The sequence below is a fragment of the Cellulomonas soli genome (assembly GCF_052036975.1).
In the GTDB taxonomy this organism is placed as follows: Bacteria; Actinomycetota; Actinomycetes; order Actinomycetales; family Cellulomonadaceae; genus Cellulomonas; species Cellulomonas soli_A.
Genome location: NZ_JBQIAR010000001.1, coordinates 423,489 through 449,577 on the forward strand (window position 1 = coordinate 423,489; position 26,089 = coordinate 449,577).

Annotated in this window: 26 protein-coding genes and 1 riboswitch; of the genes, 7 read left to right on the forward strand and 19 right to left on the reverse strand. The window is 73.4% G+C overall.

The window, feature by feature from the left end; translation table 11 throughout:
* Positions 1 to 148 precede the first annotated feature (148 nt).
* The 4 genes from ACTHAM_RS01995 to ACTHAM_RS02010 form a co-directional block, all read right to left on the reverse strand.
* The gene (locus tag ACTHAM_RS01995; protein WP_440684086.1) at positions 149 to 1,810 is read right to left on the reverse strand and encodes an ABC transporter permease; all 1,662 of its coding nucleotides are present in this window, start codon (positions 1,808 to 1,810) and stop codon (positions 149 to 151) included.
* Positions 1,807 to 2,727, reverse strand: coding sequence for an ABC transporter ATP-binding protein (locus tag ACTHAM_RS02000; RefSeq protein WP_440684087.1), 921 nt, complete (start codon positions 2,725 to 2,727; stop codon positions 1,807 to 1,809). The genes ACTHAM_RS01995 and ACTHAM_RS02000 overlap by 4 nt, the downstream gene beginning before the upstream one ends.
* 43 nt (positions 2,728 to 2,770) lie before the next feature.
* Positions 2,771 to 3,487, reverse strand: coding sequence for a TetR family transcriptional regulator (locus ACTHAM_RS02005; RefSeq protein WP_440684088.1), 717 nt, complete (start codon positions 3,485 to 3,487; stop codon positions 2,771 to 2,773).
* A 91-nt stretch (positions 3,488 to 3,578) separates the two neighbouring features.
* Complete coding sequence (locus tag ACTHAM_RS02010; protein WP_440684089.1) at positions 3,579 to 4,070, reverse strand: hypothetical protein; 492 nt, start codon at positions 4,068 to 4,070, stop codon at positions 3,579 to 3,581.
* Positions 4,071 to 4,146: 76 nt separating this feature from the next.
* On the opposite strand from ACTHAM_RS02010, the gene ACTHAM_RS02015 reads away from it, so the two are divergent.
* The 3 genes from ACTHAM_RS02015 (at position 4,147) to ACTHAM_RS02025 (ending at position 7,134) form a co-directional block, all read left to right on the forward strand.
* A complete protein-coding gene (locus ACTHAM_RS02015; RefSeq protein ID WP_440684090.1) occupies positions 4,147 to 5,640 on the forward strand; it encodes an AAA family ATPase in 1,494 nt (497 codons plus the stop codon).
* A gap of 2 nt (positions 5,641 to 5,642) precedes the next feature.
* Positions 5,643 to 6,329: an LmeA family phospholipid-binding protein gene (locus ACTHAM_RS02020; RefSeq protein ID WP_440684091.1), complete on the forward strand. Its 687-nt coding sequence runs from the start codon at positions 5,643 to 5,645 to the stop codon at positions 6,327 to 6,329.
* A 91-nt stretch (positions 6,330 to 6,420) separates the two neighbouring features.
* Positions 6,421 to 7,134, forward strand: coding sequence for a M50 family metallopeptidase (locus ACTHAM_RS02025; RefSeq protein ID WP_440684092.1), 714 nt, complete (start codon positions 6,421 to 6,423; stop codon positions 7,132 to 7,134).
* Positions 7,135 to 7,137: 3 nt separating this feature from the next.
* Here the strand turns inward: ACTHAM_RS02025 and ACTHAM_RS02030 are convergent, their stop codons facing one another.
* Together ACTHAM_RS02030 and ACTHAM_RS02035 are read right to left on the reverse strand one after the other, a co-directional pair.
* Positions 7,138 to 7,419 (reverse strand): zinc ribbon domain-containing protein, encoded by a 282-nt coding sequence (locus ACTHAM_RS02030; protein ID WP_440684093.1) that lies wholly within the window; start codon positions 7,417 to 7,419, stop codon positions 7,138 to 7,140.
* Positions 7,416 to 7,910, reverse strand: coding sequence for a MarR family winged helix-turn-helix transcriptional regulator (locus tag ACTHAM_RS02035; RefSeq protein WP_440684094.1), 495 nt, complete (start codon positions 7,908 to 7,910; stop codon positions 7,416 to 7,418). The genes ACTHAM_RS02030 and ACTHAM_RS02035 overlap by 4 nt, the downstream gene beginning before the upstream one ends.
* Before the next feature lie 136 nt (positions 7,911 to 8,046).
* Positions 8,047 to 8,110: riboswitch (guanidine-III (ykkC-III) riboswitch) on the forward strand.
* A gap of 11 nt (positions 8,111 to 8,121) precedes the next feature.
* On the opposite strand from ACTHAM_RS02035, the gene ACTHAM_RS02040 reads away from it, so the two are divergent.
* Positions 8,122 to 8,436, forward strand: coding sequence for a DMT family transporter (locus ACTHAM_RS02040; RefSeq protein ID WP_440684095.1), 315 nt, complete (start codon positions 8,122 to 8,124; stop codon positions 8,434 to 8,436).
* A gap of 31 nt (positions 8,437 to 8,467) precedes the next feature.
* On the opposite strand, the gene arfB is transcribed toward ACTHAM_RS02040, so the two are convergent.
* Together arfB and ACTHAM_RS02050 are read right to left on the reverse strand one after the other, a co-directional pair.
* Positions 8,468 to 8,896, reverse strand: a complete 429-nt coding sequence (gene arfB, locus ACTHAM_RS02045) for an alternative ribosome rescue aminoacyl-tRNA hydrolase ArfB (protein ID WP_440684096.1) — start codon at positions 8,894 to 8,896, stop codon at positions 8,468 to 8,470.
* Positions 8,897 to 8,931: 35 nt separating this feature from the next.
* A complete protein-coding gene (locus tag ACTHAM_RS02050) occupies positions 8,932 to 9,426 on the reverse strand; it encodes a nitroreductase/quinone reductase family protein (protein ID WP_440684097.1) in 495 nt (164 codons plus the stop codon).
* A 63-nt stretch (positions 9,427 to 9,489) separates the two neighbouring features.
* Between ACTHAM_RS02050 and ACTHAM_RS02055 the strand changes: the two genes are divergently transcribed.
* On the forward strand, positions 9,490 to 10,368 hold the full coding sequence (locus tag ACTHAM_RS02055; RefSeq protein ID WP_440684098.1) for a TetR/AcrR family transcriptional regulator: 879 nt from the start codon (positions 9,490 to 9,492) through the stop codon (positions 10,366 to 10,368).
* On the opposite strand, the gene ACTHAM_RS02060 is transcribed toward ACTHAM_RS02055, so the two are convergent.
* Complete coding sequence (locus tag ACTHAM_RS02060; RefSeq protein ID WP_440684099.1) at positions 10,358 to 11,062, reverse strand: HNH endonuclease family protein; 705 nt, start codon at positions 11,060 to 11,062, stop codon at positions 10,358 to 10,360. The genes ACTHAM_RS02055 and ACTHAM_RS02060 overlap by 11 nt on opposite strands.
* 207 nt (positions 11,063 to 11,269) lie before the next feature.
* Here ACTHAM_RS02060 and ACTHAM_RS02065 point away from each other — a divergent pair, with 207 nt between their 5' ends.
* Together ACTHAM_RS02065 and ACTHAM_RS02070 are read left to right on the forward strand one after the other, a co-directional pair.
* The gene (locus ACTHAM_RS02065) at positions 11,270 to 12,796 is read left to right on the forward strand and encodes an amino acid permease (protein WP_440684100.1); all 1,527 of its coding nucleotides are present in this window, start codon (positions 11,270 to 11,272) and stop codon (positions 12,794 to 12,796) included.
* A 118-nt stretch (positions 12,797 to 12,914) separates the two neighbouring features.
* Positions 12,915 to 13,190: a TM2 domain-containing protein gene (locus ACTHAM_RS02070; RefSeq protein WP_440684101.1), complete on the forward strand. Its 276-nt coding sequence runs from the start codon at positions 12,915 to 12,917 to the stop codon at positions 13,188 to 13,190.
* A gap of 84 nt (positions 13,191 to 13,274) precedes the next feature.
* On the opposite strand, the gene ACTHAM_RS02075 is transcribed toward ACTHAM_RS02070, so the two are convergent.
* The 10 genes from ACTHAM_RS02075 to kdpA form a co-directional block, all read right to left on the reverse strand.
* The gene (locus ACTHAM_RS02075; protein WP_440684102.1) at positions 13,275 to 13,715 is read right to left on the reverse strand and encodes a nitroreductase family deazaflavin-dependent oxidoreductase; all 441 of its coding nucleotides are present in this window, start codon (positions 13,713 to 13,715) and stop codon (positions 13,275 to 13,277) included.
* A 116-nt stretch (positions 13,716 to 13,831) separates the two neighbouring features.
* Positions 13,832 to 15,712, reverse strand: a complete 1,881-nt coding sequence (locus ACTHAM_RS02080; RefSeq protein WP_440684103.1) for a carbohydrate-binding domain-containing protein — start codon at positions 15,710 to 15,712, stop codon at positions 13,832 to 13,834.
* A 37-nt stretch (positions 15,713 to 15,749) separates the two neighbouring features.
* Complete coding sequence (locus tag ACTHAM_RS02085; RefSeq protein ID WP_440684104.1) at positions 15,750 to 16,610, reverse strand: polyphosphate polymerase domain-containing protein; 861 nt, start codon at positions 16,608 to 16,610, stop codon at positions 15,750 to 15,752.
* A complete protein-coding gene (locus ACTHAM_RS02090) occupies positions 16,607 to 17,221 on the reverse strand; it encodes a DUF4956 domain-containing protein (RefSeq protein WP_440684105.1) in 615 nt (204 codons plus the stop codon). The genes ACTHAM_RS02085 and ACTHAM_RS02090 overlap by 4 nt, the downstream gene beginning before the upstream one ends.
* An 88-nt stretch (positions 17,222 to 17,309) precedes the next feature.
* Positions 17,310 to 18,107: a DUF4118 domain-containing protein gene (locus ACTHAM_RS02095; protein WP_440684106.1), complete on the reverse strand. Its 798-nt coding sequence runs from the start codon at positions 18,105 to 18,107 to the stop codon at positions 17,310 to 17,312.
* Between the two features lie 216 nt (positions 18,108 to 18,323).
* Complete coding sequence (locus tag ACTHAM_RS02100) at positions 18,324 to 19,061, reverse strand: response regulator (RefSeq protein ID WP_440684107.1); 738 nt, start codon at positions 19,059 to 19,061, stop codon at positions 18,324 to 18,326.
* Complete coding sequence (locus ACTHAM_RS02105) at positions 19,058 to 21,670, reverse strand: ATP-binding protein (RefSeq protein ID WP_440684108.1); 2,613 nt, start codon at positions 21,668 to 21,670, stop codon at positions 19,058 to 19,060. Before ACTHAM_RS02105 ends, ACTHAM_RS02100 begins: the two co-directional genes overlap by 4 nt.
* Complete coding sequence (gene kdpC / locus ACTHAM_RS02110; RefSeq protein ID WP_440684109.1) at positions 21,667 to 22,347, reverse strand: potassium-transporting ATPase subunit KdpC; 681 nt, start codon at positions 22,345 to 22,347, stop codon at positions 21,667 to 21,669. The genes ACTHAM_RS02105 and kdpC overlap by 4 nt, the downstream gene beginning before the upstream one ends.
* Positions 22,344 to 24,449 carry a potassium-transporting ATPase subunit KdpB gene (kdpB, locus tag ACTHAM_RS02115; RefSeq protein WP_440684110.1) on the reverse strand — a complete coding sequence of 702 codons (2,106 nt, stop codon included), beginning with the start codon at positions 24,447 to 24,449 and terminating at the stop codon, positions 22,344 to 22,346. The genes kdpC and kdpB overlap by 4 nt, the downstream gene beginning before the upstream one ends.
* Positions 24,446 to 26,062, reverse strand: coding sequence for a potassium-transporting ATPase subunit KdpA (kdpA, locus tag ACTHAM_RS02120; RefSeq protein ID WP_440684186.1), 1,617 nt, complete (start codon positions 26,060 to 26,062; stop codon positions 24,446 to 24,448). Before kdpA ends, kdpB begins: the two co-directional genes overlap by 4 nt.
* Positions 26,063 to 26,089: the final 27 nt, after the last annotated feature.

The window sequence follows — 26,089 nt, forward strand, 5'->3', positions numbered from 1 at the left end:
CCGTCGCGTGCCGCCAGGGTAGGTCCGGCCGCCAGGTGGCGCCACAGCGGGTTCTCAGCAGGCGACCGGGGTGCTCAGGGAGCGGGACGGCCGCTCGTCGACCGTCGGCGGCGTCGAGCGGCGACGGGCGGCGTCGGGCGGGTCGGGCTCAGGCGGGTTGCACGTCGCGCGTCCTGAACCGCGCGATCCCCGCCCACACGAGCCCCGCTGCCACCAGCGTCATCACGACCAGCGGTGTCCAGCGCAACGGTTCGAGCGGCTGCGCAGGGGTGGCCGAGAACGGCAGCAGGTCGAGCAACCAGGCCGGCAGGTGCAGCGCGTCGCCGATGACGACGACGAACCACAGGCCCGCCAGCACACCCCAGGTCAGGGGCACGGCGAGCCGAGGCAGCCACCCGAACAGTGCGACGGCCACGCCGACGAGCACCATGACGGCCGGCCAGTAGGCCAGCGCCGCACCGGCCAGCCGGACGGTCTGCCCGCTGTCGCCGACGATCGAGCCGTACCCGGCGCCCATCCCGGCTCCGCCGACCAGCAGCAGGACGGCTGAGCCGACCGCCGGGATCACCAGCCGTTCCAGCGCCCACCGTGTCCGGGACAGCGCCCCGGCCAGCTGTGGCTCGACGGTGCCGCCGGCCTCGTCGGCCCGCAGCGAGACGGCGGACTGCAGCGCGAACACCGTGGTGATCAGGGCGATCATCACGACGAGCAGGGACAGCAGCGCGTCGACGCCCGTGCCGCCGACCATGGCGGTCACCGACGACCCGGCGTCGTCGATCAGGTCGGTCATCGACTCCACGACCGAGCCGAACAGCAGGGCGGTCAGCACGACCGTGACGCCCCACCCGATGATCGGGCCGCGCTGCAGCCGCAGGGCCAGCCCGAGCGGCCGGCCGTAGCGGGCCGGGGCCCCGGCGGGGCCGGCTCGTTCGGGCAGCAGCCCGGAGCCGAGGTCACGTCGGGCCTCGAGCCGGGCGGCCACCGCGAGCAGCACCGCGGTGAGCGCGAGCAGCAGCCAGAGCGGCCACCACCGGTTGGCACCCCACGGCTGCATCTCCTGGCCCCAGCCGACCGGCGACACCCAGGTCAGCCGCCCGTCGCCGAGGTCACCGACCATGCGCAGCACGTACAGGACGCCCAGGACGACCGAGCCGAGGGCGTTCGCCCCACGGGAGGTCGAGGCGACCTGCCCGGCGAGGGCACCGATGCCCAGACCGACGAGCCCGACGCCGGCCACGGAGGCACCGACCACGAGCGAGCCGGTGATGCCGGTGCCCGTCGGGTCGAGCCCGCCGGTGGCGGAGACCACGGCGATGCCGGCGCCGACGGCCACGCACAGCGCGGCGTTGACCAGCCAGGACGCGAGCGACCCGGCGTGCAGCCCGAGGGCGCGCGAGCGCAGCAGCTCGGTGCGTCCGAGCTCCTCGTCGGCGCGGCCGGTGCGGGTGACGAGGAAGACGACCCCGAACGCGAGCGAGAGCGCGCTGGTCATCCAGATCTTCGTCCAGACCGCGCCACCCAGGGTGGCGGGCGCGGCGGCGAGCCCCGTGAGTGCCTTGATCGAGGGGGTGTTGCTCAGGGCGGCGAAGTCGTCGAGCGCGGCCTGCGTGGCGAACACGTCGCTGTAGTAGGAGCCCACGTAGGCGAACATGCCGACCAGGACGACCCACCACACGGCCAGCCGGACGCGGTTGCGGCGCAGCACGAGCCGCACCATGGTGCCGGTCCCGGTGAGGGTCTGCGTGGCGGGTGCCGGGGCGACGCGTGCGGCCGGGCCCGAGTCGGGTGCGCGCAGCGCGGTCGCGGTCATCGCCGGTCCCCGTGCAGGGCGGCCAGCTCGTCGCCGTAGTGCCGCAGGAACAGCTCCTCGAGCGAGGGCGGGTTGGCCACGAGCGAACGGGGCCGCAGCCGGGCCACGGCGGCCAGCACGGTCGGCAGCTCGGACTCGTCGACGGCGAACGTGACGTGCCCGTCGGCGGCCTGCAGGTCGTGCACGCCGGGCAGGTCTGCGAGCCCGTCCGCACCGCTGTCGAGGCCGACGGTCAGCTGGGAGCGGGTCAGGTGCCGCAGCTCGGCGATGGTGCCGGACTCGACGGTCACCCCGTCGCGGATGATCGTGACCCGGTCGGCGAGCTTCTCCACCTCGGCGAAGATGTGGCTGGACAGCAGCACCGAGCGGCCTTCGGCCTTGACCTCGCGGATCGACTCGGTGAACGCGGCCTCCATGAGCGGGTCGAGGCCCGAGGTCGGCTCGTCCAGCAGCAGCAGCTCGGCGTGCGAGGCGAGCGCGGCGACGAGGGCGACCTTCTGGCGGTTGCCCTTGGAGTAGGCGCGGGCCTTCTTGGTCGGGTCGAGCTCGAACCGTTCGAGCATCGTCTGCTTGCGGCGCGGGTCCAACGAGCCGGACAGCCGCGACAGGATGTCGATGGCCTCCCCGCCGGTGAGGTTCGGCCAGAGGGTGACGTCGCCGGGCACGTACGCGATGGAACGGTGCAGGCGGACCGCGTCGGACCACGGGTCGCCGCCGAGCAGCCGGACGTGGCCGCCGTCGGCGCGCAGCAGCCCGAGCAGCACCCGGATCGTCGTGGACTTGCCCGAGCCGTTCGGGCCGAGGAACCCGGTGACCTGCCCGGCGGGGACGCTCAGGTCGAGGCCGCGCAGGGCGTGCACCCGCCCGAAGCTCTTGGTCAGGCCGGTGACCTCGATGGCCATCTGGTGTGCGGACATCGTGCTTCCTTCAGGGACGACGGTGCGCAGGCGGCGGGTGCCGTCACGCGGTCGGGGAGGCGACTCCCGCCGGGGTCGGCGTTCGCCGTGCGTCGGTCGGTCCGTCCGTCGGGCCGTCCAGGACACGGAGGTAGCCGTCGAGCATGTCGCTGCTGGTCAGCAGTCCCTCCGTGTACAGCTCGAGCTGCGGGAGGACGAAGTCCTGCTCGCGGGCATGCAACGAGGCCACGAACGCATCGGGTGTCGTGTCGGGCGCGGTGAGGAACTGCACGAGCATGACGCCCATGGCCTGCTGCGTGAGGTGCCGCAGGCGCGCCTCCTCGTCGCGCGAGGGGCGGATGAGTCCTGCGGCCACACCCTCGGCCATCAGGGAGCGCACCTGCTCGGTGAGGCTGGCGAGGAAGTCGCGCGCGGGCTGCCCGCCGGCCTGGATCGTGCGCAGCATGTAGACCGTGACGACGCCGGTGTCGCCGGGCGCTGCCAGCCACGACGTCAGTGACGCGCTCGGGTTCGCCATCGCGTCGGTCTTGAGGTCGTGGTAGCGCTGCAGCACCTCCGCGTCGCAGGCGGTCCGGAGGGCGGCCTTGGAGCCGAAGTGGTGCGTGATGAGCCCGGGGGAGACGCCGGCCGCCTCGGCGATCGTGCGGAACGGTGTGTCGAACCCCTGCTCGGCGAAGCACTCGATCGCCGCGTCGCGGATCCGGGCGCGGGCGGTGAGGTCGGAGAGCGGACGCCTGTCGGGCGCCCCGGCTGTACGCACGACCAACACGCTATACGCGCAACCAGCCGCAGGCAACGGCACGGCGCCCCCACGCGCACCAGGCCGGCACGCGCGGGTCGCCGGTGGCCGGTCAGACCGGACGCAGGACCAGCAGGTGCTGGCCGCCGCCCGGCTGCACGAGCGCCTCGACCCGCAGGTCAGGGGCCAGACGGCCGATCCGGTCGACCAGCCAGTCGGCGGCGTCCTGCGCGTCGTCGCGGTCAGCGCAGCGCGCGACGACCTCACGGCCACCTGCCCGGGAGAGCCGCTCCACGGACTCGACGATCGGCGCTGGGTCCGCCACCAGCAACCGGTCCGGCCAGGCGACCACCGGGGCGACCGCGCCCTTGCGGGTGTTGCACGCGCGGTGCGCCAACCGTTCGGCGCCGAACGGCCCGGTATCGGGCGACCGCTTGTTCTTGCCCTTGCCCGACCCCTTGCCCGGACCGCCGCCCGCAGAGCCCGCACCGCTGTCGATGCTCGGACCCAGGTCGGAGTTCACGGAGGCGTCCGGGTCGACCGGCTCGTCGCAGAGCCAGCAACGCCAGCCGTCACGGTCGCCGATCTCGTCCAGGGTGCTCATGCGGCGAGCGTACGGGCGGATCCGGCACGCCCACGACGGCCCGTCGATAGTCTGCAGCGGTGATCGGGATCGTCGAGTGACCCAGCTGCAGTCGGCGCACGACCTTCAGGTGCTGCTGGCCAGCCGTGTGCCGCTGGTCGTCCTGGAGACCCGCGACGAGCCCCGTGCGCTCACGCTGGTCGCCGAGGCCACCCGGCTCGGCCCGGCGCCGCAGCCCGTGTTCCGGTGGACGGTCACCGAGGGCCTCGGCCGTCTCGACGTCGACCTGGGTGCCGCGCAGCGGTTCAACACCGACCCGCTCGACGTGCTGCGCACCGTGCGCGTGACCGACCTTCCGGGCGTGTACGTGCTGGTCGACTTCCACCCGTTCCTCACCGACCCTGTCGCGGTGCGCCTGCTCAAGGACATCGCGCAGGGTCACGGCACCGTGCCCCGCACCGTCGTGCTGCTCAGCCACTCGATCGACGTCCCGGCCGAGCTGGAGCACCTGGTCGCGCGCGTGCAGGTGTCCGTGCCGGACCGGGCAGCCCGCGCGGCCCTGGTGGATCGTGCCGTCGCCGAACGCGCGCAGGTGCAGGGCGGGTTCGTGCCCGTCGACCCGCGCGCCCGTGAGCTGCTGGTGGAGAACCTCGGCGGGCTGTCGATGGCCGAGGCCGAGCGGCTGGCCCGCGGTGCGGTGGCCGACGGTGCGCTGGCCGCGGACGACCTGCCGGTCGTCATGCAGGCCAAGTACGCGCTGCTGGCCCGCGGCGGGGTGCTGAGCTACGAGCACGACGTCCCGGCGATCAGCGACATCGGTGGCATGGCGCGACTGGTGCACTGGCTGGGGTTGCGTCGTGTCGCGTTCGACGGCTCGGCCCCCGGCCTCGAGCCGCCGCGGGGCGTGCTGCTCGTCGGTGTGCAGGGGTGCGGCAAGTCGATGGCCGCCAAGGCTGCCGCCGGGGTGTTCGGGGTTCCGCTGCTGCACCTGGACCTGGCGGCCGTGCACAACAAGTACGTGGGCGAGTCCGAGCGGATCCTGCGCGAGACGCTGGCCACCGCCGAGGTGCTCTCGCCGTGCGTGCTGTGGATCGACGAGATCGAGAAGGCCATGGCCGAGGACGAGGAGGGTGCCACCCGCCGGGTCCTCGGCACGTTCCTCACCTGGCTCGCGGAGCGGCGGGCGCCCGTGTTCGTGGTCGCGACGGCCAACGACGTCACCGCCCTGCCGCCCGAGCTGGTGCGCAAGGGCCGCTTCGACGAGATGTTCTTCGTGGACCTGCCCGACGACGCCGCCCGCCGGCACATCCTCACCGTGCACGCCGCCCGCCGCGGTCTGGGCCTGCACCCGCAGGACGCCGCCGTGCTGGCCGCCGCCGCCGACGGGTACAGCGGGGCCGAGCTCGAGCATGCCGTGGTCTCGGCCGGCTACACCGCGCTGGGTGCCGGCGCGCAGGTCACCGCGGCGCACGTGCTCGACGAGCTGCGGGGCACCCGCCCGCTGTCGGTCGTGATGGCCGAACGGATCGCCGGGCTCCGCGCATGGGCGTCGGGCCGCACCGTGCCGGCCGCCGCCCCGGCGGGGGCGTGACGATGAGCGCCCGGGGTGTCGTCGCGATCGGGATCGGCCTGGTCCTGGTGGCGGGTGGTCTGGTGGTCGGCGACCGGTTCGCCGCCTCGCTCGCCGAGCAGCAGCTGGCCGACCAGATCGGGGCGCGGCTGGAGGTCACGGGCGAGCCTGACGTGCAGATCGACGGCTTCCCGTTCCTCACCCAGCTCGCCTCGGGCACGTTCTCGCACGTCACGGTCGACGTCGACGGGGCCGTACTCGACGGTGTCCAGGCCACGGACGTGACGATGGACGCCCGCGGCGTCACGCGCGGCGACCCCGTCACGGTCGACCAGCTCGAGGCGTCCCTGACGCTGCCGGCCGCCACCGTGCAGGACGCCGCGGCCGAACGCACCGGCCTGGCCGTCACGGTCGTCGTGCAGGGCGACGCGATGCAGGGCTCCATGGACGTGCTCGGGGTGCCGCTCGCGGCGACCTTCGTGCCGCGCGTCGACGGCGGGCGGCTGCTCGTCGACACGACCTCGCTGTCGCTCGGCGGGCTGTCGGTCGACGCGGCATCGCTGCCGGGCGGCCTCGGCGAGCGGCTCACCGGGCTGGAGGTGCCCGTCGACGGGCTGCCCGAGGGGGTCGAGCTGACCGACGCCCAGGTCGTCGCCGGGGGTGTGCGGATCACCGCCGCCGGGACGGACGTCGCCCTCACCTCGCCGTGAGCCGAGCCCGCGCCTGCTCACGGAGTCCGCGCCGGGCCCCTGGGTGGGGTCGGTAGGGTCGGCCCGCACAGCGGGCGACGACAGGAGCGGCGTGGACACCATCGAGGACCTGTGGACGCAGGTCACGACACCGCAGGCACCGCCGACCACGTCGGTCGTCGCGCTCACGGCGGTGGCGGCACTGGTCTGCCTCGCCGTGCCGTGGCTGTGGCACCTGACCCGGCACGGGCTGACGATCCTGCACGAGGCCGCGCACGGTGCCGTCGCGGTGCTGGTCGGCCGCCGCCTCACTGGCATCCGGGTGCACTCGGACACCTCGGGGCTGACCGTCTCGGTGGGCAAGCCGCGCGGACCGGGCATGGTCGCCACGTTGCTCGCGGGCTACACGGGTCCCGCGATGGTCGGACTCGGCGCGGCCTGGTTGCTGGCCCGCGGGTACCCGACGGCCGTCCTGTGGCTGCTGCTCGTGGTGCTGGCGCTCGTGCTCGTGCAGATCCGCAACTGGTACGGGCTGTGGGCCGTGCTCGTCAGCACCGCTGCGATCGTCGCCGTCACCTGGTGGGGGTCGGACGAGGTGCGCAGCACGTTCGCGCACGCCCTGACCTGGTTCCTGCTGCTCGGCGCCCCGCGGGCCGTGCTCGAGCTGCAGGCGCAGCGCCGGCGGCATCGTGGGCCCGACACCTCCGACGCCGGCCAGCTCGCGAAGCTCACGCACGTGCCGGCCGGCGTCTGGGTCACCGTGTTCCTGCTGGTCTGCCTGGGCGCTCTCGCGCTCGGCGGGGGATGGCTCCTCGCGGTGCTGTAGCCGTCAGGCCCGCTGCGTCCGGGCCAGCAGGTCCGGGTGGTCGCGCCAGGCCGGCATGGTCGCCATGTACGCCAGCGTCTGCGCCTCGATCTGCTCACGCGGCGCGTCGGGCGTCTCGCGCGACTGCCAGCCGACCATGCGCTCGAACCGTTCCTCGAACGCCTGCAGGTTGCCGTCGGCGTCGGTGCAGTACTGGCAGTAGGTGCCCGACTCGACGGGCATGCCGCAGCTCTGGCAGTGCGGACCGTCGTGGGTGTGGCCGTCGGTGTGGTCGTGGGTGGTCATGCGGGTTCTCCTCCGGGGGTGGGGTCGTCGGCTGCGACGAGTCGACGCAGGGTGTCCAGCAGCACGGCACGGTCGGCCGGGGTGAGCCGGTCGGCGGCGGCCGTGACGAGGTCGGCCGAGAGCACGCTGCGCTCGCGGTCGAGGGCGGTGCGCCCCTCCGGCGTGAGCCAGACGAGGGTGCGGCGGCGGTCGGCGGGGTCGGCCTCGCGGGCGAGCAGGCCCTTCGACTCGAGCTGCGTGACGATGTCCGAGACGACGGACTGCGCGCGGTCGAGGTGCTTGGCGGCCTCGCCGACGGTGAGCGGTCCGGTGTGCGCCAGGTGCAGCAGCACGGCGCGTGACGCCCCGGACATGGCGTTGCGCTTGCCGTCGCGACGGTGCAGCTGCAGGTAGGCCTGGGCGTACAGCCGCTCGAACGCGGCCGCGAACTCCTCGGGCGGCAGGTCGGCCTGCGTCTCGGGGCGCGGCGGTGGCGGGGGCGATGTGGTCACCCGCACACCGTCGTCCGAGGGGTTTCCATCGTCAATCCCGATGGAACTGCGGCCGCCGGCCGGCCCGTGCTCGGCGCGGGTGACGAGCCTCACCAGCCGGGCCGTTGCCCCCCGGTGCGGCCCGTGCGACCGTGGAGGCAGCCCTGATGACGGGGCCCGGACGAGGGAGCCGTACCCGGACAGCGACAAGACGGCCTCACGGAGGCTCGTCATGGCATGGATCGTCCTCGTCGCATCCGGGGTTCTCGAGGCCGTCTGGGCGACGGCGCTCGGCAGGTCCGAGGGTTTGTCCCGGCTCGTCCCGACCGTGGTGTTCGCCGCGGCCCTCGCCCTGAGCATGGGCGGGCTGGCCTTCGCGATGCGGACGCTGCCCGTCGGCACGGCGTACGCCGTGTGGGTGGGCATCGGTGCCGTGCTGACGGTGACCATCGGCATGGTCACCGGGACCGAGACGGTGTCGCTGGTCAAGGTGCTGCTGCTCGGCGGCATCGTCGCCTGCGTGGTGGGGCTCAAGCTCCTGCACTGACGACGGCGCCTGCTGACAGCCGGAGGCGGGCTCAGTCCCCGGGGCGTGCCGAGCGCAGGCGCTTCGTGGCCGACCGCTGCTTCTTCGCCGTGAGCCGCCGCTCGGCCGAGCCCCGCGTCGGACGCGTCGCGCGCCGCTGCCGTGCCGGGGGTGCGATCCCCTCCGCGACCAGGGCCGCCAGGCGGCGTTCGGCGGCAGCCCGGTTGCGTAGCTGCTCGCGGTGCTCGGAGGCCGTCACCGTGAGGACCCCGGTCACGAGCCGCGAACCGAGACGCTCGACCAGGCGTGCCCGCTGGGTGTCGGTGAGCACGGCGGACGAGGCGACGTCCCAGGACAGCTCGACCCGGGAGTCGGTGGTGTTGACGCCCTGACCGCCGGGGCCGGACGACCGCGAGAACCGCACGGCCAGCTCGGCCCGGGGGATCACGAGCGAGGGCCCCACGGTGATGCCGGTGCTCATGACGCCGATCGTGCCACCTGGTCCGCGGACGGGATTCAGCCGGCGTCGGCGGGGACGACGCGGAACACCGGGTAGTCCTCGGCGACGGCCGCGAACTGCGCCAGCCGTGCACCGCGCGGCACGCGGACGTGCGGCCGCGCCCCGGGGGCGAGGTCCAGGTAGTGGCGCAGGATCGGGGCACGGTCGGCGGACGGCACCTCGACGAGCCGGACGCGCTCGGGTCCGCGCCGCCCGAGGATCACGGCCCGCCCGTCGTCGGCCTGCACGTTGAGCACCCACTGCGCGTGCCGCCCGAGCATGGACACCAGGTACCGCTCGCCGTCGTGCCGCGCGAGGACGAGCGGCAGTCGCACGGGTGTGCCTGACGTCCGCCGCCGGACCTCGAGCGTGATGCCACGGCCGCCGAACGTGAGGATGCCGTGGGCGTACTGCCAGGCGCCGATCCTGTTGAGCGCGCGTGCGGTGCGGCCGGGTCGACCGCCGCGGTACCAGGCTCGCCTGACCGCGTAGCGCCGCGGGTCCTCCGGCATGGTGCCCCTTCCGTCCGGTAGTTTGGTACTTGGAGTTCCATGTCCCGACTCGAAGGTAGGTCCATGCCTGCGCCGCGTCAACGCCCCGCCCGCCGCCCTCGCCTGTCCGACACGGACACCCGCGCGCGCATGCTCGCGGCCGCCGTCGACCTGCTGGGGGAGCGGGGCGTCACGGTCGGCCTCGACGGGATCCAGCTCGAGGACGTCATCCGTCGGGCCGACGTCTCACGGACCTCCGCCTACCGGCGCTGGCCCACCCGCGACGCGTTCCTGGCCGACGTGCTGCTCGAGGTCGCCCGCGGCACCGACCTGCCCGGCATCAGCGCGCGCGTCACCGCGGAGGCCGGCCCCGTGCTCGACCCGCGGACCGTCGACGTCGGATCGGTCGAGGGCCGCCGCGAGCTGTTCGTCGAGCTGCTGCGCCTGACGTTCCAGGCCGATCTCGAGGGGACCCTCGCCTCACCGCAGTTCTCGGCGTACCTGGCGCTGCGTGCGGCCTTCGCGGGCGTGCCCGAGCAGGGCCTGCGGGACGCCCTCGCCGCCGAGCTGCTCGTCAGCGAGCGTGCCGCCGTCGCCCGCGGCGCCGTGATCCTCTCCGGTGCGGCCCACCTGCTCGGCTACCGGCTCGTCGCCCCGCTCACCGCACCCGACGGGTTCTCGGTGGTCGCCCGCGCGATCAGCGCCATGACCACCGGGTTCGTCATCGCCGCCCAGGCCGACCCGGCCCTGGTGCACGGGACGCAGCAGCAGGCACCCTTCGGTGCGCGGCGCACGGCCGCCTGGTCGGTGCCGACGTTCGCGCTCGCCGGGCTGGTGCTCAGCCACCTCGAACCGGACCCGGGCGCCCCCGACGTGGACGCCGCCCGACTGCTCGAGGAGCTGACCGGCCTGGTCGAGCAGGGGCGTCTCGTCGCGCAGGCGCAGCGCGGCGTCAGTCCGTGACCACGCAGCGGTCCAGCTGGTCGGCCAGCGCGTCCTTCTCGGCGGCGGTGACCCACAGGCCGTAGGCGTCCTTCACCCGGATCTGCCGCAGCGCGTACACGCAGCGGTACCCGGTGCTCGGCGGCAGCCAGGTGGCGGCGTCACCGGCGCCCTTCTGCTGGTTGGCGGGGCCGTCGACGGCCAGCAGGTTCGCCGGGTCGTTCGCGAACTGCTCCCGCTTCTCCGCGGTCCACTGCTGGGCGCCCTTCTGCCACGCGTCGGACAGCGCGACCACGTGGTCGATCTGCACGTCGGCCGAGTGCTCACCGCGCTCGAACGCGATGACCTCACCCGTGTACGGGTCGTCCAGCGTGCCGGTGCGGACCACGCAGGAGTCGTCCGGGTCGGTCGTGATGCCCGTCAGGTCGCGGGCGAGCACGTCGTTGCGGGTGTCGCAGCCGTTGCCGTCGACATCGGCCCACGACTCGCCGAACTGGGAGCGCTCGTACCCGGTGCGCGGTGCCCGTCCCTTGACCGGCAGCGCCTCGAGAGCGGCACGGCCGTCGGCGAGCACCTGCGCCGTGACGGGGAACCGGGCGGAGTCTCGCGCCTCGGACCAGGCCGGGGCGCCGGCGCCGATGGCGACGGCCAGCACGAGCAGCAGCAGCCAGCCCCACGTGCGCGGGCGTCGGACTCGTCCGTTTCTGCTGGTCACGGCAGGAGGGTGCCACATCCCTGTGACACCTGGTGCGCAGGACCCACCGTCGGAGGATGATGCGATCCGTCTCACATGTCGGTCCGTCATGACCTCGGTCCCACGGCTCGCTGCGAGCGGTTGTGGGAAAGTCGTCCCTCCCACGGGCTCCCCCGAGGGCAGACCAGGGATCAACGCACCGCCCGCGCCCGCACCGATGGAGGTCCGATGGCCAGCACCCGGAGCGTCCTGCGACGCAAGTCCGTCGAGGAGACCCTCGCCGCCGTCGACGATCCTGAACGGTCGCTCAGCCGCACCCTGACCGCATGGGACCTGGCGGTGCTCGGCGTCGCCGTGGCCGTCGGCGCAGGCATCTTCTCGGTCGGTGCGACCGCCGCCGCGAACTACGCCGGACCGTCGGTCATCGTCTCGTTCGTCATCGCCTCGGTCGTGTGCGGCCTGGCGATCATGTGCTACGCCGAGTTCGCCTCGACGCTGCCCGTCGCCGGCTCCGCGTACACGTTCTCCTACGCCACGATGGGTGAGCTCGCCGCCTGGATCATCGGCTGGGACCTCATCCTCGAGATGCTGCTGGCCGCCGCCGTCATCGCGAAGTTCTGGGGCGTGTACCTCTCCGACGCGTTCGGCCTGTTCGGCATCGGCATCCCCACCACGCTGGACCTCGGCCCGATCGACATGGAGTGGGGTCCCGTGCTCATCACGGCGGTCTTCACCACGCTGCTGGTCGTCGGCACGCGCCTGTCGGCCCGCGTGAACAGCGTGTTCACCATCATCAAGGTCGGCATCACGCTGTTCGTGGTCGTCGCCGGGTTCTTCTACATCGACAAGGCCAACTACACCCCGTTCGTGCCGCCGAGCCAGCCGGCCGAGGGGGCGACCTCGCTCGACCAGCCGCTGTTCGCGTTCCTGTCCGGCCTGGAGCCCACCACGTACGGCGTCGTCGGCATCCTGTCGGGTGCGGCGCTCGTCTTCTTCGCGTTCATCGGCTTCGACGTCGTGGCGACCACCGCCGAGGAGACGAAGAACCCGCAGCGCACCGTGCCTCGCGGCATCCTGGGCGGTCTGGCCATCGTCACCGTGCTGTACATCCTGGTGACCGTGGTGGTCACGGGCATGGTCAGCTACGAGGACCTGGCCGCGTCCGGCAGCCCGTCGCTGACCACGGCGTTCGTGCTGGTCGGTGCGGACTGGGCGGGCAAGATCATCTCCGTCGGCATCCTCGTCGGACTGACCTCGGTGCTGCTGGTGCTGCTGCTGGGCCTGACCCGTGTGGTGTTCGCGATGAGCCGTGACGGCCTGCTGCCCCGGTCGGTGTCCAAGACGCACCACCGGTTCCACACGCCGGCCCGGCTGCAGATCGGCGTCGGGATCGTGGTGGCGCTCATCGCCGGGTTCTCCCGCGTGGAGCTGCTCGAGGAGATGATCAACATCGGCACGCTGTCCGCGTTCGTGCTGGTGAGCTTCGGGGTGCCGATCCTGCGCCGCACCCGCCCCGACCTGGCCCGCGGGTTCCGGGTGCCGTGGTCGCCGGCGCTGCCGATCATCTCCGGCCTGGCGTGCCTGTGGCTGATGCTCAACCTGACCACCATGACGTGGCTGCGGTTCGCCGCGTGGCTGGCGGTCGGCATGGTCATCTACGCGACGTACTCCTACCGGCACAGCCTGCTGGCCGTCCGGGGCGCGGCTGCACCGGCCGGAGAGGCCGCCTCGGGTGCCGCGCAGGGTGATTCCTGAGGGCCATTCGGGTGAAGTCCCAGAACATCCGGCAAATCGGACATCATCGGCTGCCCGACACCGGTACTCTTCGGCGCGCGCCCGCTGCTGAGCGGGCCCCCACGAACGAGGAGAACTCATGTCGGACCAGGTCCCCGCACCCGCGCCCATCGCCTACGGCACGGCCCCCGAGGGCAAGTCGCGCGTCATCGTCGGCGTGCTCGGCATCCTGCTGGGCTCGCTCGGCGTGCACAACTTCTACCTGGGCTTCACCAAGAAGGCCGTCATCCAGCTCGTGCTGTCCCTCGTGACGTTCGGGATCGCCGGCATCTGGGGCTTCGTCGAGGGCATCATCTACCTGGTCTCGAAGGACCCGAAGTGGTCCGTCGACGCTGCGGGCGTGCCGCTGGTCTGATCGACCGGTCGATCGTGCGAAGGGGTGGGCACCTGCGGGTGCCCACCCCTTCTGCCGTCCGGGCGTACCCCGGCCGCCGTGCGTTCAGGCGCCCGTCGGTGTCAGGAGCAGCAGGGGGATGAGCCGGTCGGTCCGCGTCGTGTACGTCTGGTAGTCCGGCCAGGTCTCCAGTGCCCGGGCCCACCACGTCTCCCGCTCGGCGCCCTCGAGCTCACGGACCGTGTAGTCGCGTCGCACGGCACCGTCCTGCAGCTCGGCCACGGGGTGCTCGACCAGGTTGTGGTACCAGGCGGGGTGCTCGGGCGCACCGCCCTTGGAGGCGACCACCACGTACTCGCCGTCGTGCTCGACGCGCATGAGGGCGGTCTTGCGCAGCTTGCCCGAACGGGCGCCGACGGTGGTCAGGATGATGACGGGGCGGCCCTGCAGCAGGTTGCCCTCGCGGCCGTCGGTGCGTTCGTACAGCTCGGCCTGCTCGCGGGCCCACTGCGACGTGCTCGGCTCGTACTCACCAGTCAGAGGCATGCCGTGCACAACCGACACCCGGCGCGACGCATTCCGGCCCCGGAACCTCGACGGAGGTCCGGGGCCGGAGCCGTGCGGGCAACCGTTGCCGCAGGCCGCAGGCCGCAGGCGACAGGTCAGGGGCGCTGACGCCCGCCGCCGCCCCCGCCCGTCCCGCCGCCCCCGCCCATCGCGCCGCCCCCGCCCATCCCGGCGATGACGGTGCCCGCGGTGGCGGTCCCGACCGACGAGGCGCCGTCGGCGTCGCCCGTGTGCGACAGGCCGTTCACCGCGTCGTCGCCCACCGAGCCGCCCACCGAGAGCGTGTACTCCTCACCCGAGCTGAGGTCCGCCGAGGAGTACACGACCGACGAGAAGTCCTTGGTCGCCTCGAACGAGGCCACGACGTTCCCGTCGGCGTCCAGCACGTGCACCACCGACCCGTCGCCCTCGGTGGTCGACAGGGTGAAGCCGACGAAGGACTGCGACGAGCCGTCGGTCGGGGTCTGCGCCATGCCCGCCGCCCCCACGGCGATCAGCTCGCCGCCGGAGATCTCGAACGTGCCGCCGAAGTCGAGCGCACCGTTGCCGGCGTTCGTCGGTCCTGCCACCACCACTGTGCCGCCCGTCATCACCATCGAGCCGTTGGAGTCGAGGCCGTCGCCCTGCGAGTCGACCAGCAGGGTGCCGCCCGAGATGGTCACCAGCGCGTTGGTGTCGGTGGCCATCTCGCCGCCCGGGCCGGCGGCCGCGTCGCCCGAGGAGTCCTCGGTGGCGTCCTCCGTCGACGAGGCCGCGTTGAGGCCGTCGTCGCCGGCCACCACGGACACGTCGCCGCCGGCCACGGTGATCTGCGCCGCCTCGAGGCCCTCGTAGGAGTCGGTGATCTCGACCGACCCGCCGGTGATCTGCAGCGCGTTGTCGGCGTGGATGCCGTCGTCGCCCGAGGCGAGCGTGAGCACGCCGTCGGCCACGGACACCACACCGGCGGAGTGCACGGCGTCGTCGGCCGCGTCGACCAGCAGGGTGCCGCCGCCGAGCACCACGGACACGTCGCCCACCAGGCCCTTGGGGGAGGCGTCGGCCGCGACCGTCGCCCCGGCGCCGCCGCCCGACTCCACCGTGAGGGTGCCGCCCCCGACGATGACGTCCGTGGTCGCCGTCAGGCCGTCGTCGCCCGCCGTCACGGTCACGTCGCCGCCGGCGAGGTAGAGGTAGCCGAGCGTGGCGTCCTCGTCGTTGTCCGACTTGATGCCGTCGCCGCCGGCCGTCAGGGCGAGCGTGCCGCCGTTCACCACCACGTAGTCCTTGCCGCGGATCGCGTCGTCGACCGCGTCCACCGTGATGGTGCCCGACTCGATGACCAGACCGTCCTTGCTGGCGATGCCGTCGTTCGCGTTGCCGTGCACGTCGAGCGAGCCCGTGCCGGTGATGGTCAGGTCGGCGGTCGAGTAGAGGGCCGCGTTCGGCGCGTCCGTCTCGGTCGAGGTGTCGGCCGAGGCGTACTCGCTCGCGTCGGACAGGCTGTTGGCGGTGCCGTCCTCCAGGACGACGGCCACGGCCGTCGCGTCGGTGACCTGCAGCGGCGAGGTCGTCGAGCTCGACAGCGACGCGTCGTCCAGGATGATCCGCACCAGGCCGTCGCTCGTGCTGTTGACCACGAGCGAGCCGTCGTCGAGGGTGCCGGACACGCGGTACGTGCCCGGGGCGGTGACGGTGATCGTCGAGCCGTCGACGCTCACGCCGTCGCCGTCGACCGTGGCCGACGAGCCGGTCAGGGTGATCGTCACCTCGGCGGACGCGTCCCACGTGGACTCGACGGTCTCCGCCGCGGTGTTGGCGGCCATCGCCGCCTCGACGGTCAGGTTCGCGTCGGTGGCCGCCTCGATGACGGTGCCCGACGAGTCGGACGAGCTGGTGCCGGTGGTGCCGGTGGAGTCGGTGGTCGACGAGCAGCCGACCAGCAGGGCCGCGGTCAGGGCGGCGGGGACGAGCATCTTCAGGGTGGGGCGTCGCATGGCGCTCTCCTTCTCAGGACTCAGGGGGTCGTGGGGGTCACGCGACGGCGGGCAGGACGTGCCGGTCGAGCACACGTCGCCACGGGGTCGCAGGCAGGTCGGGGTGCAGCACGGCCATGCCGGTGCCGTACTTGGAGATCCGGACCGGGCGCAGGCCGTGCCGCCACAGCAGGCGGTCGGTGGACGACGGTGTGGACCCGGTCTTGGTCTCGACGATCGCGTAGCCGTCGAACCGGACCCGCCCGCCGTCGACCGGGTCGATCCACTCCAGGTCGGTGTCGATCGTGGTGCGGCTGTCGGTGGCGGGCAGGTGGATCGTGGTGCGCCGATACCGGCTGACGAGCGTCGGGGCCAGCGGCGTGCCGGTCAGCTCGTCGTGCGTGGTGGGCGGTTCGACGTCGGCCTCGGCCAGCACGTGGTGCGTGAACACCGTCGCGTCACCGGTCAGCACGGCCCGGGCGTGGATGTCGTGCGGCAGGCGCTCCTTGACCGTGCAGCCGCGCGGGCCGCGGGTCTTCACCTCGACCCAGCACAGGGCCGAGTCGACGTACGTGCGGGTGCGGACCTTGTACCGGCGTCGCCGGCGGCGGGCCGCGCCCAGGTACGAGTCGAGCTCCGGGGTGTCGAAGTACACCGACTCGTACGCGAACGACCGGCCACCGTCGATCTCCAGCACCCGGGCCCCCGCCTCGAGCCCGGCCAGCAGCGCCGGCAGGTCGGTGAGCGGCACCACGTACTTGCGGTCCACGCGGGTCTGCAGCGACGCGCGCTCGGTCAGCTCGCGGAGGGTGATCGGGTCGAGCCGGTTCAGGTGGCGCAGCGGGTCGACTCCCGGGTGGCCGGTGGTGCCGGTGGTTCCGGCGGTGGTTGCGGTGCGGGCGGGGAGGGTCGTGGTCATCGGGCCACCCCCGCCGGGACCGGCTGCTGGGCGGAGGGTGCCACGGTCGCGGCGGCCGCCCGGCCGCGGGGGGCCGTCTGGTAGCGGACCTCGACCACGGTCGTGTCGTTCACCAGGTCGAGCCGTTGCACGTCGGTGCGCAGCACGCGCGCACCCAGCAGCTGCTCGAGCCGGGCCACCAGGGCCGTCTCGTCGAGCACCGCCTGGTCGAGCACGACCAGCTGCTGGCGGTGGCGGGACAGCAGCCGCGGGGAGTCGGCCAGGGCGATCACCAGCACGAGCAGGACCATCAGGCCGATGCTGAGCCCCACCGGGCCGGCCGACAGGCCACCGAGCAGGCCGAGCGCGAGGGCGGCGAAGTAGTACGCGACCTCGTGCTGGGTCAGCTCGGTGGACCGCAGCCGGATGATCGACAGCACGCCGAACAGGCCGAGGCCGAGGCCCGCACCGACGGTGCTCTGCGCGAGCGCGCCGGCCACGGCCAGCACGCCGACGTTGACGCCGAGGAATGCCACGACGAGGTCCCGGCGATGGTGCCGGGGAAGGTACACCGCGAACGTGAGCACGCAGATGGCGATCAGGTCGACCGCGTAGAGAAGGTAGGCGGACACAGGGACCTCCGGGGGGTGGGGTCTGGTGGACGTCCCCCATTCAGTCCGTCCGGCCTGTGGCGCGTCTGTGAACCGCCTGGGACCGGCGTCAGCGTCTGCGGTCGGTGGGCGAGGTCACGGCCGGACCGGTGGGTCCCGGGACCGCCAGAGCGTTGCCGAGCAGGTCGGCGAGCAGGACGGCGATCTTGCGCTGCTGCAGGGAAGGGCGCACGACGCGCACCGCGGAGCTCATCGTCAGCTGGCCCAGGTGGTGGCCGTCGTGGCTGACCTCGAGGGCGACCAGGTCGTCGGTCGGCAGGCCGTGGCGGGCGACGTCGATCTCACGCCCGCCGTGCCGCACGGACCCGTCGCGCTGCAGGGTGGTCCACGAGTGTCGCTCGTGGCCCTGCGGCTCGAACCGGCAGTCGTCGACATCGAGGACGTCGACCACCTGACGGGCGACCAGGAGGGTGAGGGTGTCCACGTCGGTCTGCCCGTCGGTGGCGCGCTCGGCAGTGCCCAGGACGCCGTTGAGGTAGCCCGCCCCGCGGCGGGCGCGCGCCTGCTGCCGCAGACCCCACTGCGCCAGCTCGCTGACCGCGACCCCGATCACCAGGAGCAGGACGGCCGCCTGGACGTCGTCGGGGTGGTGGATCTTGAGGCTGTTGTACGGCTCGGTCAGGAAGTAGTCGAACCCGACGGCCGCGGACAGCGCCGCCACGATGCCGGCCGAGCGCAGACCGGTCGAGGCCGCGGCGACGACGAGCAGGACCAGGACCAGGGCCGACGTGGTGGCCGTGACGGTCCCGTGCACCTCGCCGAGCACGGCCGCGACGGCCAGCGGGCCCAGCGCGGCGGCCCCGAGCACCACGCTCGTGTGCGAACGGATCGACAGGGCGGCGTCCATCATGTGCTCCATCCTTCGAGCCGGCGCCCTCTCGTCGCCGGTGCCGGCGTGTGCGGACAAGACGTCGTGCACTGCCCTGTCATCTCCCTGTCTAGTGCCGTCGCGCCGGCGAGGACGGCCCCCTGACGGAACGCATACGCCCCCGAGGACGGTCCTGACGGGGTCCTGACGGGGAGGGAGCCGGACATGCCACGTGCGGCGTCCGGGGCACGGCAGTCAGACCTCGAACACGTACCCCATGCCCGGGCGGGTCACCACGTGCCGCGGGTGGGCGGGGTCGTCCTCGAGCTTGCGGCGCAGCTGCGCGGAGTAGACCCGCAGGTAGTGCGTCTCGTCGGTGTAGCCCGGCCCCCAGACGGCCTGCAGGAGCTGGTGGCGGGTCACGAGGCGCCCGCGGTGGCGCACGAGCACCTCGAGCATCGCCCACTCGGTGGGGGTCAGCCGGACGTCCGAGCCGTCACGTGCCACCCGCCGCCGGGCCAGGTCGATGCTGAGCGCACCGGCCTGCACCACCGCCTCGCCGTCGTCGGTCGGGGCGGCGGCGCGGCGCACCGCGGCCCGCAGACGCGCCAGCAGCTCGTCCATGGCGAACGGTTTGGTCACGTAGTCGTCGGCGCCGGCGTCGAGCGCGTCGACCTTGTCCTCGCCGTGCTGGCGGGCGGAGAGCACGACGATCGGGACGTTGCTCCAGGCCCGCACGGCCGTGATCACGTCGAGCCCGCTGATGTCGGGCAGCCCGAGGTCGAGCAGCACCACGTCGGGGTGCCGCGCGGCGACGGCCTCGATCGCCCCGGCACCGTCGGCGGCGGTGTGCACCTGCCAGCCGTGGGCGCGCAGCGTGATCGCGAGGGCGTGCGCGAGGCCCGGCTCGTCGTCGACGACGAGCACCTTGTTCCCTGCGGCGTTCCCTGCGGCGTTCCCTGCGGCGCTGCCCGGTGCTCGGTCCTCGCTCATCGGTCCTCCTCCGTCGCCGCACCGGACGACCGTGCCGGCGAGGCGACGGCGAGCGGCACGGTGACCACCATCGTGAGCCCCCCGCCCGGGGTGTCCTCCGCCCAGATGCGCGCGCCCACCGCGGTCGCGAGCCCTTCGGCCACCGCCAGGCCGAGACCGAGTCCGGTACCCGAGGTGTCCCCGAGTCGCTGGAACGGCTCGAACATGCGTCCCTTGAGGTCGTCGTCGAGCCCGGGTCCGGTGTCGACGACGCGGATCTCGATCGCCTCGCCGTGCGTCGCGGCGGTGATCACCGGGGGCTGGCCCGGGGGTGAGTGCCGGACGGCGTTCGACGTCAGGTTGGCGACCACGCGTTCCAGGAGCCCGGGGTCCGTGAGCACGAGCGGCAGGTCCTCGGGCACGTCCAGGACGACCGCGGTGGGGTTGACCACGTCGAGGGCGAGGGGCACGACCTCCTCCAGGCTGGTCGGTCGCAGCACGGCGGTCACGCTGCCGGTCTGCAGCCGCGACAGGTCGAGCAGGTTGTCGATGAGTCGTTCGAGCCGACCCGTGGCGTCCCCGAGCGTCGAGACGAGGGAGGCCCGGTCCGCTGCGCCGAGGTGCAGCCCGGCGGAGGTCAGCGCGTCGACGGACGCCCGGATCGTGGCCAGCGGTGTGCGCAGGTCGTGCGAGACGGCCGTGAGCAGGGCGGTGCGCACGGCCTCGGACCGTTCGAGCACGCGTGCCTGCTCGGCCTGGGTGCGCAGCCGCTGGGTCTCCAGCGCCACGCCGGTCTGCGAGGCGAACGCCTCGAGCACACGACGGTCACCCGCGGGGAGCACCCGACCGCTCAGGGCCAGCACCCGGTGGTCGTCGACCTGCAGCACCGTCGGGGCGTCGTCGGGTGAGGTTGCCGGTGCCGTCCCGTCGGCCGCGAGCGTCGTCCACCCCTCACGCCCCTCGAGTCGTTCGAGGAGCGCGACCGCCTGCAGCCCGAACGTCTCCCGCAACCGTTCGACCACGGCCTGGGCCGCCTCCTGCCCGGACAGCACCGAGCGGGAGACCGCGGCCAGGGCCGAGGCCTCCGCGCGCGCGCGGGAGGCCTCGGTGGTGCGTCGGGCCGCGAGGTCCACGACCGAGGCGACACCGGCGGCGACCAGCACGAAGACCGCCAGCGCGAGGGCGTTCTCCGGTGAGGCGATCGTGAGCCGCCCGACGGGCGGGGTGAAGAACCAGTTGAGCACCAGCACCCCGACGACGGCGCTGACGACGGCCGGCCACAGGCCGCCGACGAGCGCGACCGCGACGGTCATGGCCAGGTAGAGCATGAGGTCGGTCGCGAGCGTGGCGTGCACCGCGCTCAGCTGGAGCACGGCTAGCAGCCCCAGCGGGCCCGAGAAGGCCAGCACCCAGCCGAGCACGCGCCGCCGGGGCGTCAGCGCGGACGCGCGGGCCGGTCGGGGCACACCCCCGCGGGCCCGTTCATGGGTGACCAGGTGGACGTCGATCGCCCCGGCGAGGCGCGCGACGGCGACCCCGTTGCTCTCGGTGAGGGCCTCGCGCCAGCGGCTGCGCCGCGAGACGCCCACGACGATCATCGTGGCGTTCACACCGGTGGCGAAGTCGACGACGCCCTGGGCGACGTCCTCGGCCACGACGGTGTGGAACGTGCCGCCGAGCTCCTCGACGAAGGTGCGCAGCGCGCTGATCTGCGCCGGTCGGGCGCTCGGCAGCCCGTCGCCGGCCAGCACGTGGACCACCAGCAGCTCGGACCCGGCCGACCGCTCGGCGAGCCGGGCGCCGCGCCGCACGAGGGTGGTCGCCTCGGCGCCACCGGTGACGGCGACCACGACCCGCGCCCGGGCCGGCCAGGGCGCCTCGATGTCGTGCTCGTGCCGGTACCTCGTCAGCGCGTCGTCGACCCGGTCGGCCAGCCACAGCAGGGCCAGCTCGCGCAGGGCGGTGAGGTTGCCGACCCGGAAGTACGAGCTGAGCGAGGCGTCCACCTGCTCGGCGCGGTACACGTTGCCGTGCGCGAGCCGACGGCGCAGCGCCTGCGGGGACAGGTCGACGAGCTGGATCTGGTCGGCGTCCCGAACCACCCGGTCGGGCACGGTCTCGCGCTGGCGGACGCCGGTGATGGCCAGCACGTCGTCGTTGAGCGACTCCAGGTGCTGCACGTTGACCGTCGTGACCACGTCGATACCTGCGTCGAGCAGCTCGGCGACGTCCTGCCAGCGTTTGGCGTTGCGGGTCCCCGGCACGTTGGTGTGCGCGAGCTCGTCGATCATCGCGACCTGCGGTGCGCGTGCGAGCACGGCGTCGACGTCGAGCTCGGTGAACGGCGACCCGCGGTGGAGGAGGTTCTGCCGGGGGACGACCTCGAGGCCGTCGAGCAGGGCCGCGGTGGCGGCACGCCCGTGCGTCTCGACGAGGCCGACGACCACGTCGGTGCCGCGGGCGAGCCGCCGGTGCGCCTCGTCGAGCATGGCGTACGTCTTGCCGACGCCGGGTGCCGCCCCCAGGTACACGGTCAGCCGTCCGCGCCGGCAGGCGGCCCCCGTGACGGGTGCCGCCTGCCGGTCCGGGACCGGGCGGTCGTCCGCGCCGGTCGTGTCGGGGTCGCTCACGAGCCCATTGTCGGCAGCGCGAGGTTCAGCTGGAGGACGTTCACCCGCGGCTCGCCGAGCACCCCGAGCGTGCGCCCCTGCGTCGAGTCCTCGACGAGCGTGCGCAGCGCGGCCGGGTCGAGGTCGCGCGCCCGGGCGATCCGGTCGACCTGCAGCAGCGCGTATGCCTCGCTGATGTGCGGGTCGAGGCCGGAGGCCGATGCGGTGAGGGCGTCGGCGGGGACGTCCGCCGGGTCGACGTCCTCGACGGCGGCCACCTGGGCGCGCCGGTCCTCGACGGTGGCGAGCAGGTCGGGGTTGAGCGGCCCGAGGTTCGACCCGGAGGAGGAGAGGGTGTCCCACCCGTCGCCGGCCGCGGACGGGCGCGGGTGGAACCACTCGTCGCCCTCGAACCCCTGGCCGACGAGCAGCGAGCCCACGGCGGGCTCGGCGCCGCCCGCCGGCGAGGTGACGTGCGAGCCGTCGGCCGCGACCAACGATCCGTTGGCCTGCCACGGGAAGACGACCTGCGCGACGGCCGTGACCGCGAGCGGGTACCCGACGCCGAGCACCACGGTCAGCACGAGCAGCACCCGCAGCCCGGCCCACGTCTGGCGGACGAAGGCGTTCACGGTGGCGCCGGGGCCACGGGTGGGCGCGGCGGGGAGAGCGACGGCGGGGCGATCCATGGCGTTCATGCGGCGATCCCGGGGATGAGGCTGACGAGCAGGTCGAGGAGCTTGATGCCGACGAACGGGGCGATCAGGCCGCCGACGCCGTAGATCAGCAGGTTGCGGCGCAGCATCGTGCCCGCCGCGGCCGGCCGGTACCGCACGCCCCGCAGGGACAGCGGGATGAGCGCGACGATCACCAGCGCGTTGAACACGACCGCCGAGAGGATGGCCGACTGCGGGCTGGCCAGGTGCATGACGTCGAGCGCGTCGAGCTGGGGGAACACCGCCACGAACATGGCGGGCAGGATCGCGAAGTACTTCGCGACGTCGTTCGCCACCGAGAACGTGGTCAGCGCCCCCCGCGTGATGAGCAGCTGCTTGCCGATCGCGACGATCTCGATCAGCTTGGTCGGGTTCGAGTCGAGGTCGACCATGTTCCCGGCCTCCTTCGCCGCGCTCGTCCCGGTGTTCATCGCGACCCCGACGTCGGCCTGCGCCAGGGCGGGGGCGTCGTTGGTGCCGTCACCGGCCATCGCGACGAGCCGGCCACCGGCCTGCTCGCGGCGGATGAGCGCGAGCTTGTCCTCGGGCGTGGCTTCGGCGAGCACGTCGTCGACCCCGGCCTCCGCGGCGATCGCCGCGGCCGTGACCGCGTTGTCGCCGGTCACCATGACGGTGCGGATGCCCATGGAGCGCAGCTCGGCGAACCGGTCACGCAGGCCTTCCTTGACGACGTCCTTCAGGTGGATCACCCCCAGCACGCGGGCGGGGGAGTCGCCGATCTGCTCGGCGACGACCAGTGGCGTGCCGCCTGACGCCGAGACCGCGTCGACCGCCGCGGCGACCTGCTCACCGGTGTGGCCGCCGGTGCCGCGCACCCAGTGGCCGACCGCGGACGCGGCGCCCTTGCGGACGCGACGGACGGGCGAGCCGCCGGGCGTGCCACCGGGCGTGCCGTCGTCCGGCAGCACGACGTCGACACCGCTCATGCGGGTGCGGGCGCTGAACGGCACGAGCGTGGACCCGACGAGCTCGCCCTCGGTGCGCGCCCGCAGGCCGTAGCGCTCCTTGACCAGCACGAGCACGGACCGGCCCTCGGGTGTCTCGTCGGCCATCGAGGACAGCTGGGCGGCGTCCGCCAGGAGCGACTCCTCGACGTCCGGGGCGGGCAGCAGCGTGTGCGCCTGCCGGTTGCCCAGCGTGATGGTGCCGGTCTTGTCGAGCAGCAGCACGTCCACGTCGCCGGCCGCCTCGACGGCGCGGCCGCTCATCGCGAGCACGTTGCGCTGCACCAGCCGGTCCATGCCCGCGATGCCGATCGCTGACAGCAGGGCGCCGATCGTGGTGGGGATCAGGCACACCAGCAGGGCGACCAGCACGATCATCGACTGGCGGGCGCCGGAGTACACCGCGAACGGCTGCAGCGTGACGACCGCGAGCAGGAAGATCACGGTCAGGGTGGTGAGCAGCACGTTGAGTGCGATCTCGTTGGGGGTGCGCTGCCGCTGCGACCCCTCGACGAGGGCGATCATCCGGTCGACGAACGTGTGGCCCGCGGGAGCGGTGATCTGCACGACGATCCGGTCGGAGAGCACCACGGTCCCGCCCGTGACGGCCGACCGGTCACCGCCTGCCTCCCGGATCACGGGGGCCGACTCGCCCGTGATGGCCGACTCGTCGACGCTGGCCACACCTTCGACGACGTCACCGTCGCCGGGGATCGTCTCCCCGGCGCTCACGACGACCCGGTCGCCCACGGCGAGCGAGGCGGACGCGACCTCCGTGGTGGGCAGGTCGGTGAGCCCGCGCGTCGCGGTGTCGACCGTCGCGGCGAGCAGGTGCGCGGTGGTCTGCCGTTGGGTGGCGCGCAACGAGGCGGCCTGGGCCTTGCCGCGGCCCTCGGCGACGGACTCGGCCAGGGTCGCGAACAGCACCGTGACCCACAGCCACGCGGCGATCGCCACCGCGAACACGCTCGGGTCGAGCACGGCCACGACAGTGGTGAACAGCGCGCCGACCTCGACCACGAACAGGACCGGTGCCCCGACCAGCACCCGGGGGTCGAGCTTGCGCACCGCTCCCGGCAGGGCGGCGACGAGCTGACGCCGCAAGGGGATGACGCTCATGACAGGGACTCCGCGACGGGACCGAGGGACAGGACGGGGACGAACGTGAGGGCGGTGACGACGACCACGACCGCGAGGAGCAGCCCGACGAACAGCGGGCCGCGGGTGGGCAACGTGCCCGCACCCGGTGGGACGGCCCGTTGGCTCGCCAGCCGTCCGGCGAGGGCGAGCACGAGCGCGATCGGCACGAACCGGCCGACGAGCATCACGACACCGAGCAGGGTGTTGTAGAACGGCGTGGCCACGGTCAGGCCCGCGAACGCGCTGCCGTTGTTGTTGCCGGCCGACGTCAGCGCGTAGAGCACCTCGGACAGCCCGTGCGGTCCGGCCTCCTGGATGCCGGCCTGGCCTGCGGGCAGCGCGATGGCCAGCGCCGCGCCGACCAGCACGATCGCGGGCATGGTCAGCACGTACAGCGCGACGGCCGTGATCTCGTGCCGGCCGATCTTCTTGCCCAGGTACTCCGGTGTGCGACCGACCATGAGCCCGGCGAGGAACACCGCCACGACCGCCAGCACGAGCATCCCGGCCAGCCCGGCACCGACACCGCCGGGCGCGACCTCGCCCAGCATCATGTTCACCATCGCGACCGCACCGCCCGGCGCCGTCAACGAGTCGTGCATCGCGTTGACCGCACCGGTGGACGTGGCCGTCGTCGAGGCCGCGAACAGTGCACTGGCGGCCGGGCCGAAGCGCAGCTCCTTGCCCTCCAGCGCCGCACCTGCCGCCTGGGCGACCGTGCCCGGTCCGGACACCTCCGCCCAGGTGAGCAGCGCGAGCATCCCGGCCCACAGCGAGGCCATCGTCACCAGGATCGCCCGGCCCTGCCGCACATCGCCGACCATCACGCCGAACGTGCGCGGCAGCGAGAACGGGATCACCAGCAGCAGGAACACCTCGAGCAGATTGGTGAACGGGGTGGGGTTCTCCAGCGGGTGCGCCGAGTTCGCGTTGAAGAACCCGCCACCGTTGGTGCCGAGCTCCTTGATGGCCTCCTGGGAGGCCACCGGGCCGCCCAGCGCCTGCTGCGTGCCGCCGGCCAGGGTCGTCACGTCCACGTGCCCGGACAGGTTCTGGATCACGCCACCGGCGACGAGTACGAGCGCGAAGACGAACGCGAGCGGCAGCAGGATCCGCACGACACCACGGACCAGGTCGGACCAGAAGTTGCCGATGCGCCCGTCCGCGTCCGACCGGGCGAACCCGCGCACCAGCGCCACCGCCACGGCCAGGCCGACGGCCGCCGAGACGAAGTTCTGCACCGCGAGCCCCGCGGCCTGCAGCAGGTGCCCGGCCGCGACCTCCCCGGAGTACGACTGCCAGTTCGTGTTCGTCACGAACGAGACGGCCGTGTTCCACGCCGTCGCCGGGTCCATGCCCTCGGCGCCGACCGCCAGCGGGAGCACACCCTGCAGCCGGGCCAGCCCGTACAGCACCAGCACCGAGGCCAGCGAGAAGCCGAGCAGCGAGAGCAGGTACGTGCTCCACCGCTGGTCGGCGTCCGGGTCGACCCGCATCACGCGGTACCCGACCCGCTCGACGCGCAGGTGACGCGGGGAGGTGAACACCCGGGCCATGTGGTCGCCGAGCGGGCGGTGCACGAGTGCGAGCATCGCGACGAGCACACCGATCTGCCCGAG

Excerpts from the sequence above, each read along its gene's own strand:
- ACTHAM_RS02065 (WP_440684100.1), top strand. The coding sequence starts at position 11,270 with ATGGCCAGCACCCGGAGCGTCCTGCGACGCAAGTCCGTCGAGGAGACC.
- ACTHAM_RS02080 (WP_440684103.1), bottom strand. The coding sequence starts at position 15,712 with ATGCGACGCCCCACCCTGAAGATGCTCGTCCCCGCCGCCCTGACCGCG.
- ACTHAM_RS02075 (WP_440684102.1), bottom strand. The coding sequence starts at position 13,715 with ATGCCTCTGACTGGTGAGTACGAGCCGAGCACGTCGCAGTGGGCCCGC.
- ACTHAM_RS02085 (WP_440684104.1), bottom strand. The coding sequence starts at position 16,610 with ATGACCACGACCCTCCCCGCCCGCACCGCAACCACCGCCGGAACCACC.
- ACTHAM_RS02070 (WP_440684101.1), top strand. The coding sequence starts at position 12,915 with ATGTCGGACCAGGTCCCCGCACCCGCGCCCATCGCCTACGGCACGGCC.
- ACTHAM_RS02000 (WP_440684087.1), bottom strand. The coding sequence starts at position 2,727 with ATGTCCGCACACCAGATGGCCATCGAGGTCACCGGCCTGACCAAGAGC.
- ACTHAM_RS02095 (WP_440684106.1), bottom strand. The coding sequence starts at position 18,107 with ATGGACGCCGCCCTGTCGATCCGTTCGCACACGAGCGTGGTGCTCGGG.
- kdpA (WP_440684186.1), bottom strand. The coding sequence starts at position 26,062 with ATGCTCGCACTCGTGCACCGCCCGCTCGGCGACCACATGGCCCGGGTG.
- ACTHAM_RS01995 (WP_440684086.1), bottom strand. The coding sequence starts at position 1,810 with ATGACCGCGACCGCGCTGCGCGCACCCGACTCGGGCCCGGCCGCACGC.
- ACTHAM_RS02055 (WP_440684098.1), top strand. The coding sequence starts at position 9,490 with ATGCCTGCGCCGCGTCAACGCCCCGCCCGCCGCCCTCGCCTGTCCGAC.
- ACTHAM_RS02020 (WP_440684091.1), top strand. The coding sequence starts at position 5,643 with ATGAGCGCCCGGGGTGTCGTCGCGATCGGGATCGGCCTGGTCCTGGTG.
- ACTHAM_RS02040 (WP_440684095.1), top strand. The coding sequence starts at position 8,122 with ATGGCATGGATCGTCCTCGTCGCATCCGGGGTTCTCGAGGCCGTCTGG.
- ACTHAM_RS02100 (WP_440684107.1), bottom strand. The coding sequence starts at position 19,061 with ATGAGCGAGGACCGAGCACCGGGCAGCGCCGCAGGGAACGCCGCAGGG.
- kdpB (WP_440684110.1), bottom strand. The coding sequence starts at position 24,449 with ATGAGCGTCATCCCCTTGCGGCGTCAGCTCGTCGCCGCCCTGCCGGGA.
- ACTHAM_RS02050 (WP_440684097.1), bottom strand. The coding sequence starts at position 9,426 with ATGCCGGAGGACCCGCGGCGCTACGCGGTCAGGCGAGCCTGGTACCGC.
- arfB (WP_440684096.1), bottom strand. The coding sequence starts at position 8,896 with ATGAGCACCGGCATCACCGTGGGGCCCTCGCTCGTGATCCCCCGGGCC.
- kdpC (WP_440684109.1), bottom strand. The coding sequence starts at position 22,347 with ATGAACGCCATGGATCGCCCCGCCGTCGCTCTCCCCGCCGCGCCCACC.
- ACTHAM_RS02030 (WP_440684093.1), bottom strand. The coding sequence starts at position 7,419 with ATGACCACCCACGACCACACCGACGGCCACACCCACGACGGTCCGCAC.
- ACTHAM_RS02010 (WP_440684089.1), bottom strand. The coding sequence starts at position 4,070 with ATGAGCACCCTGGACGAGATCGGCGACCGTGACGGCTGGCGTTGCTGG.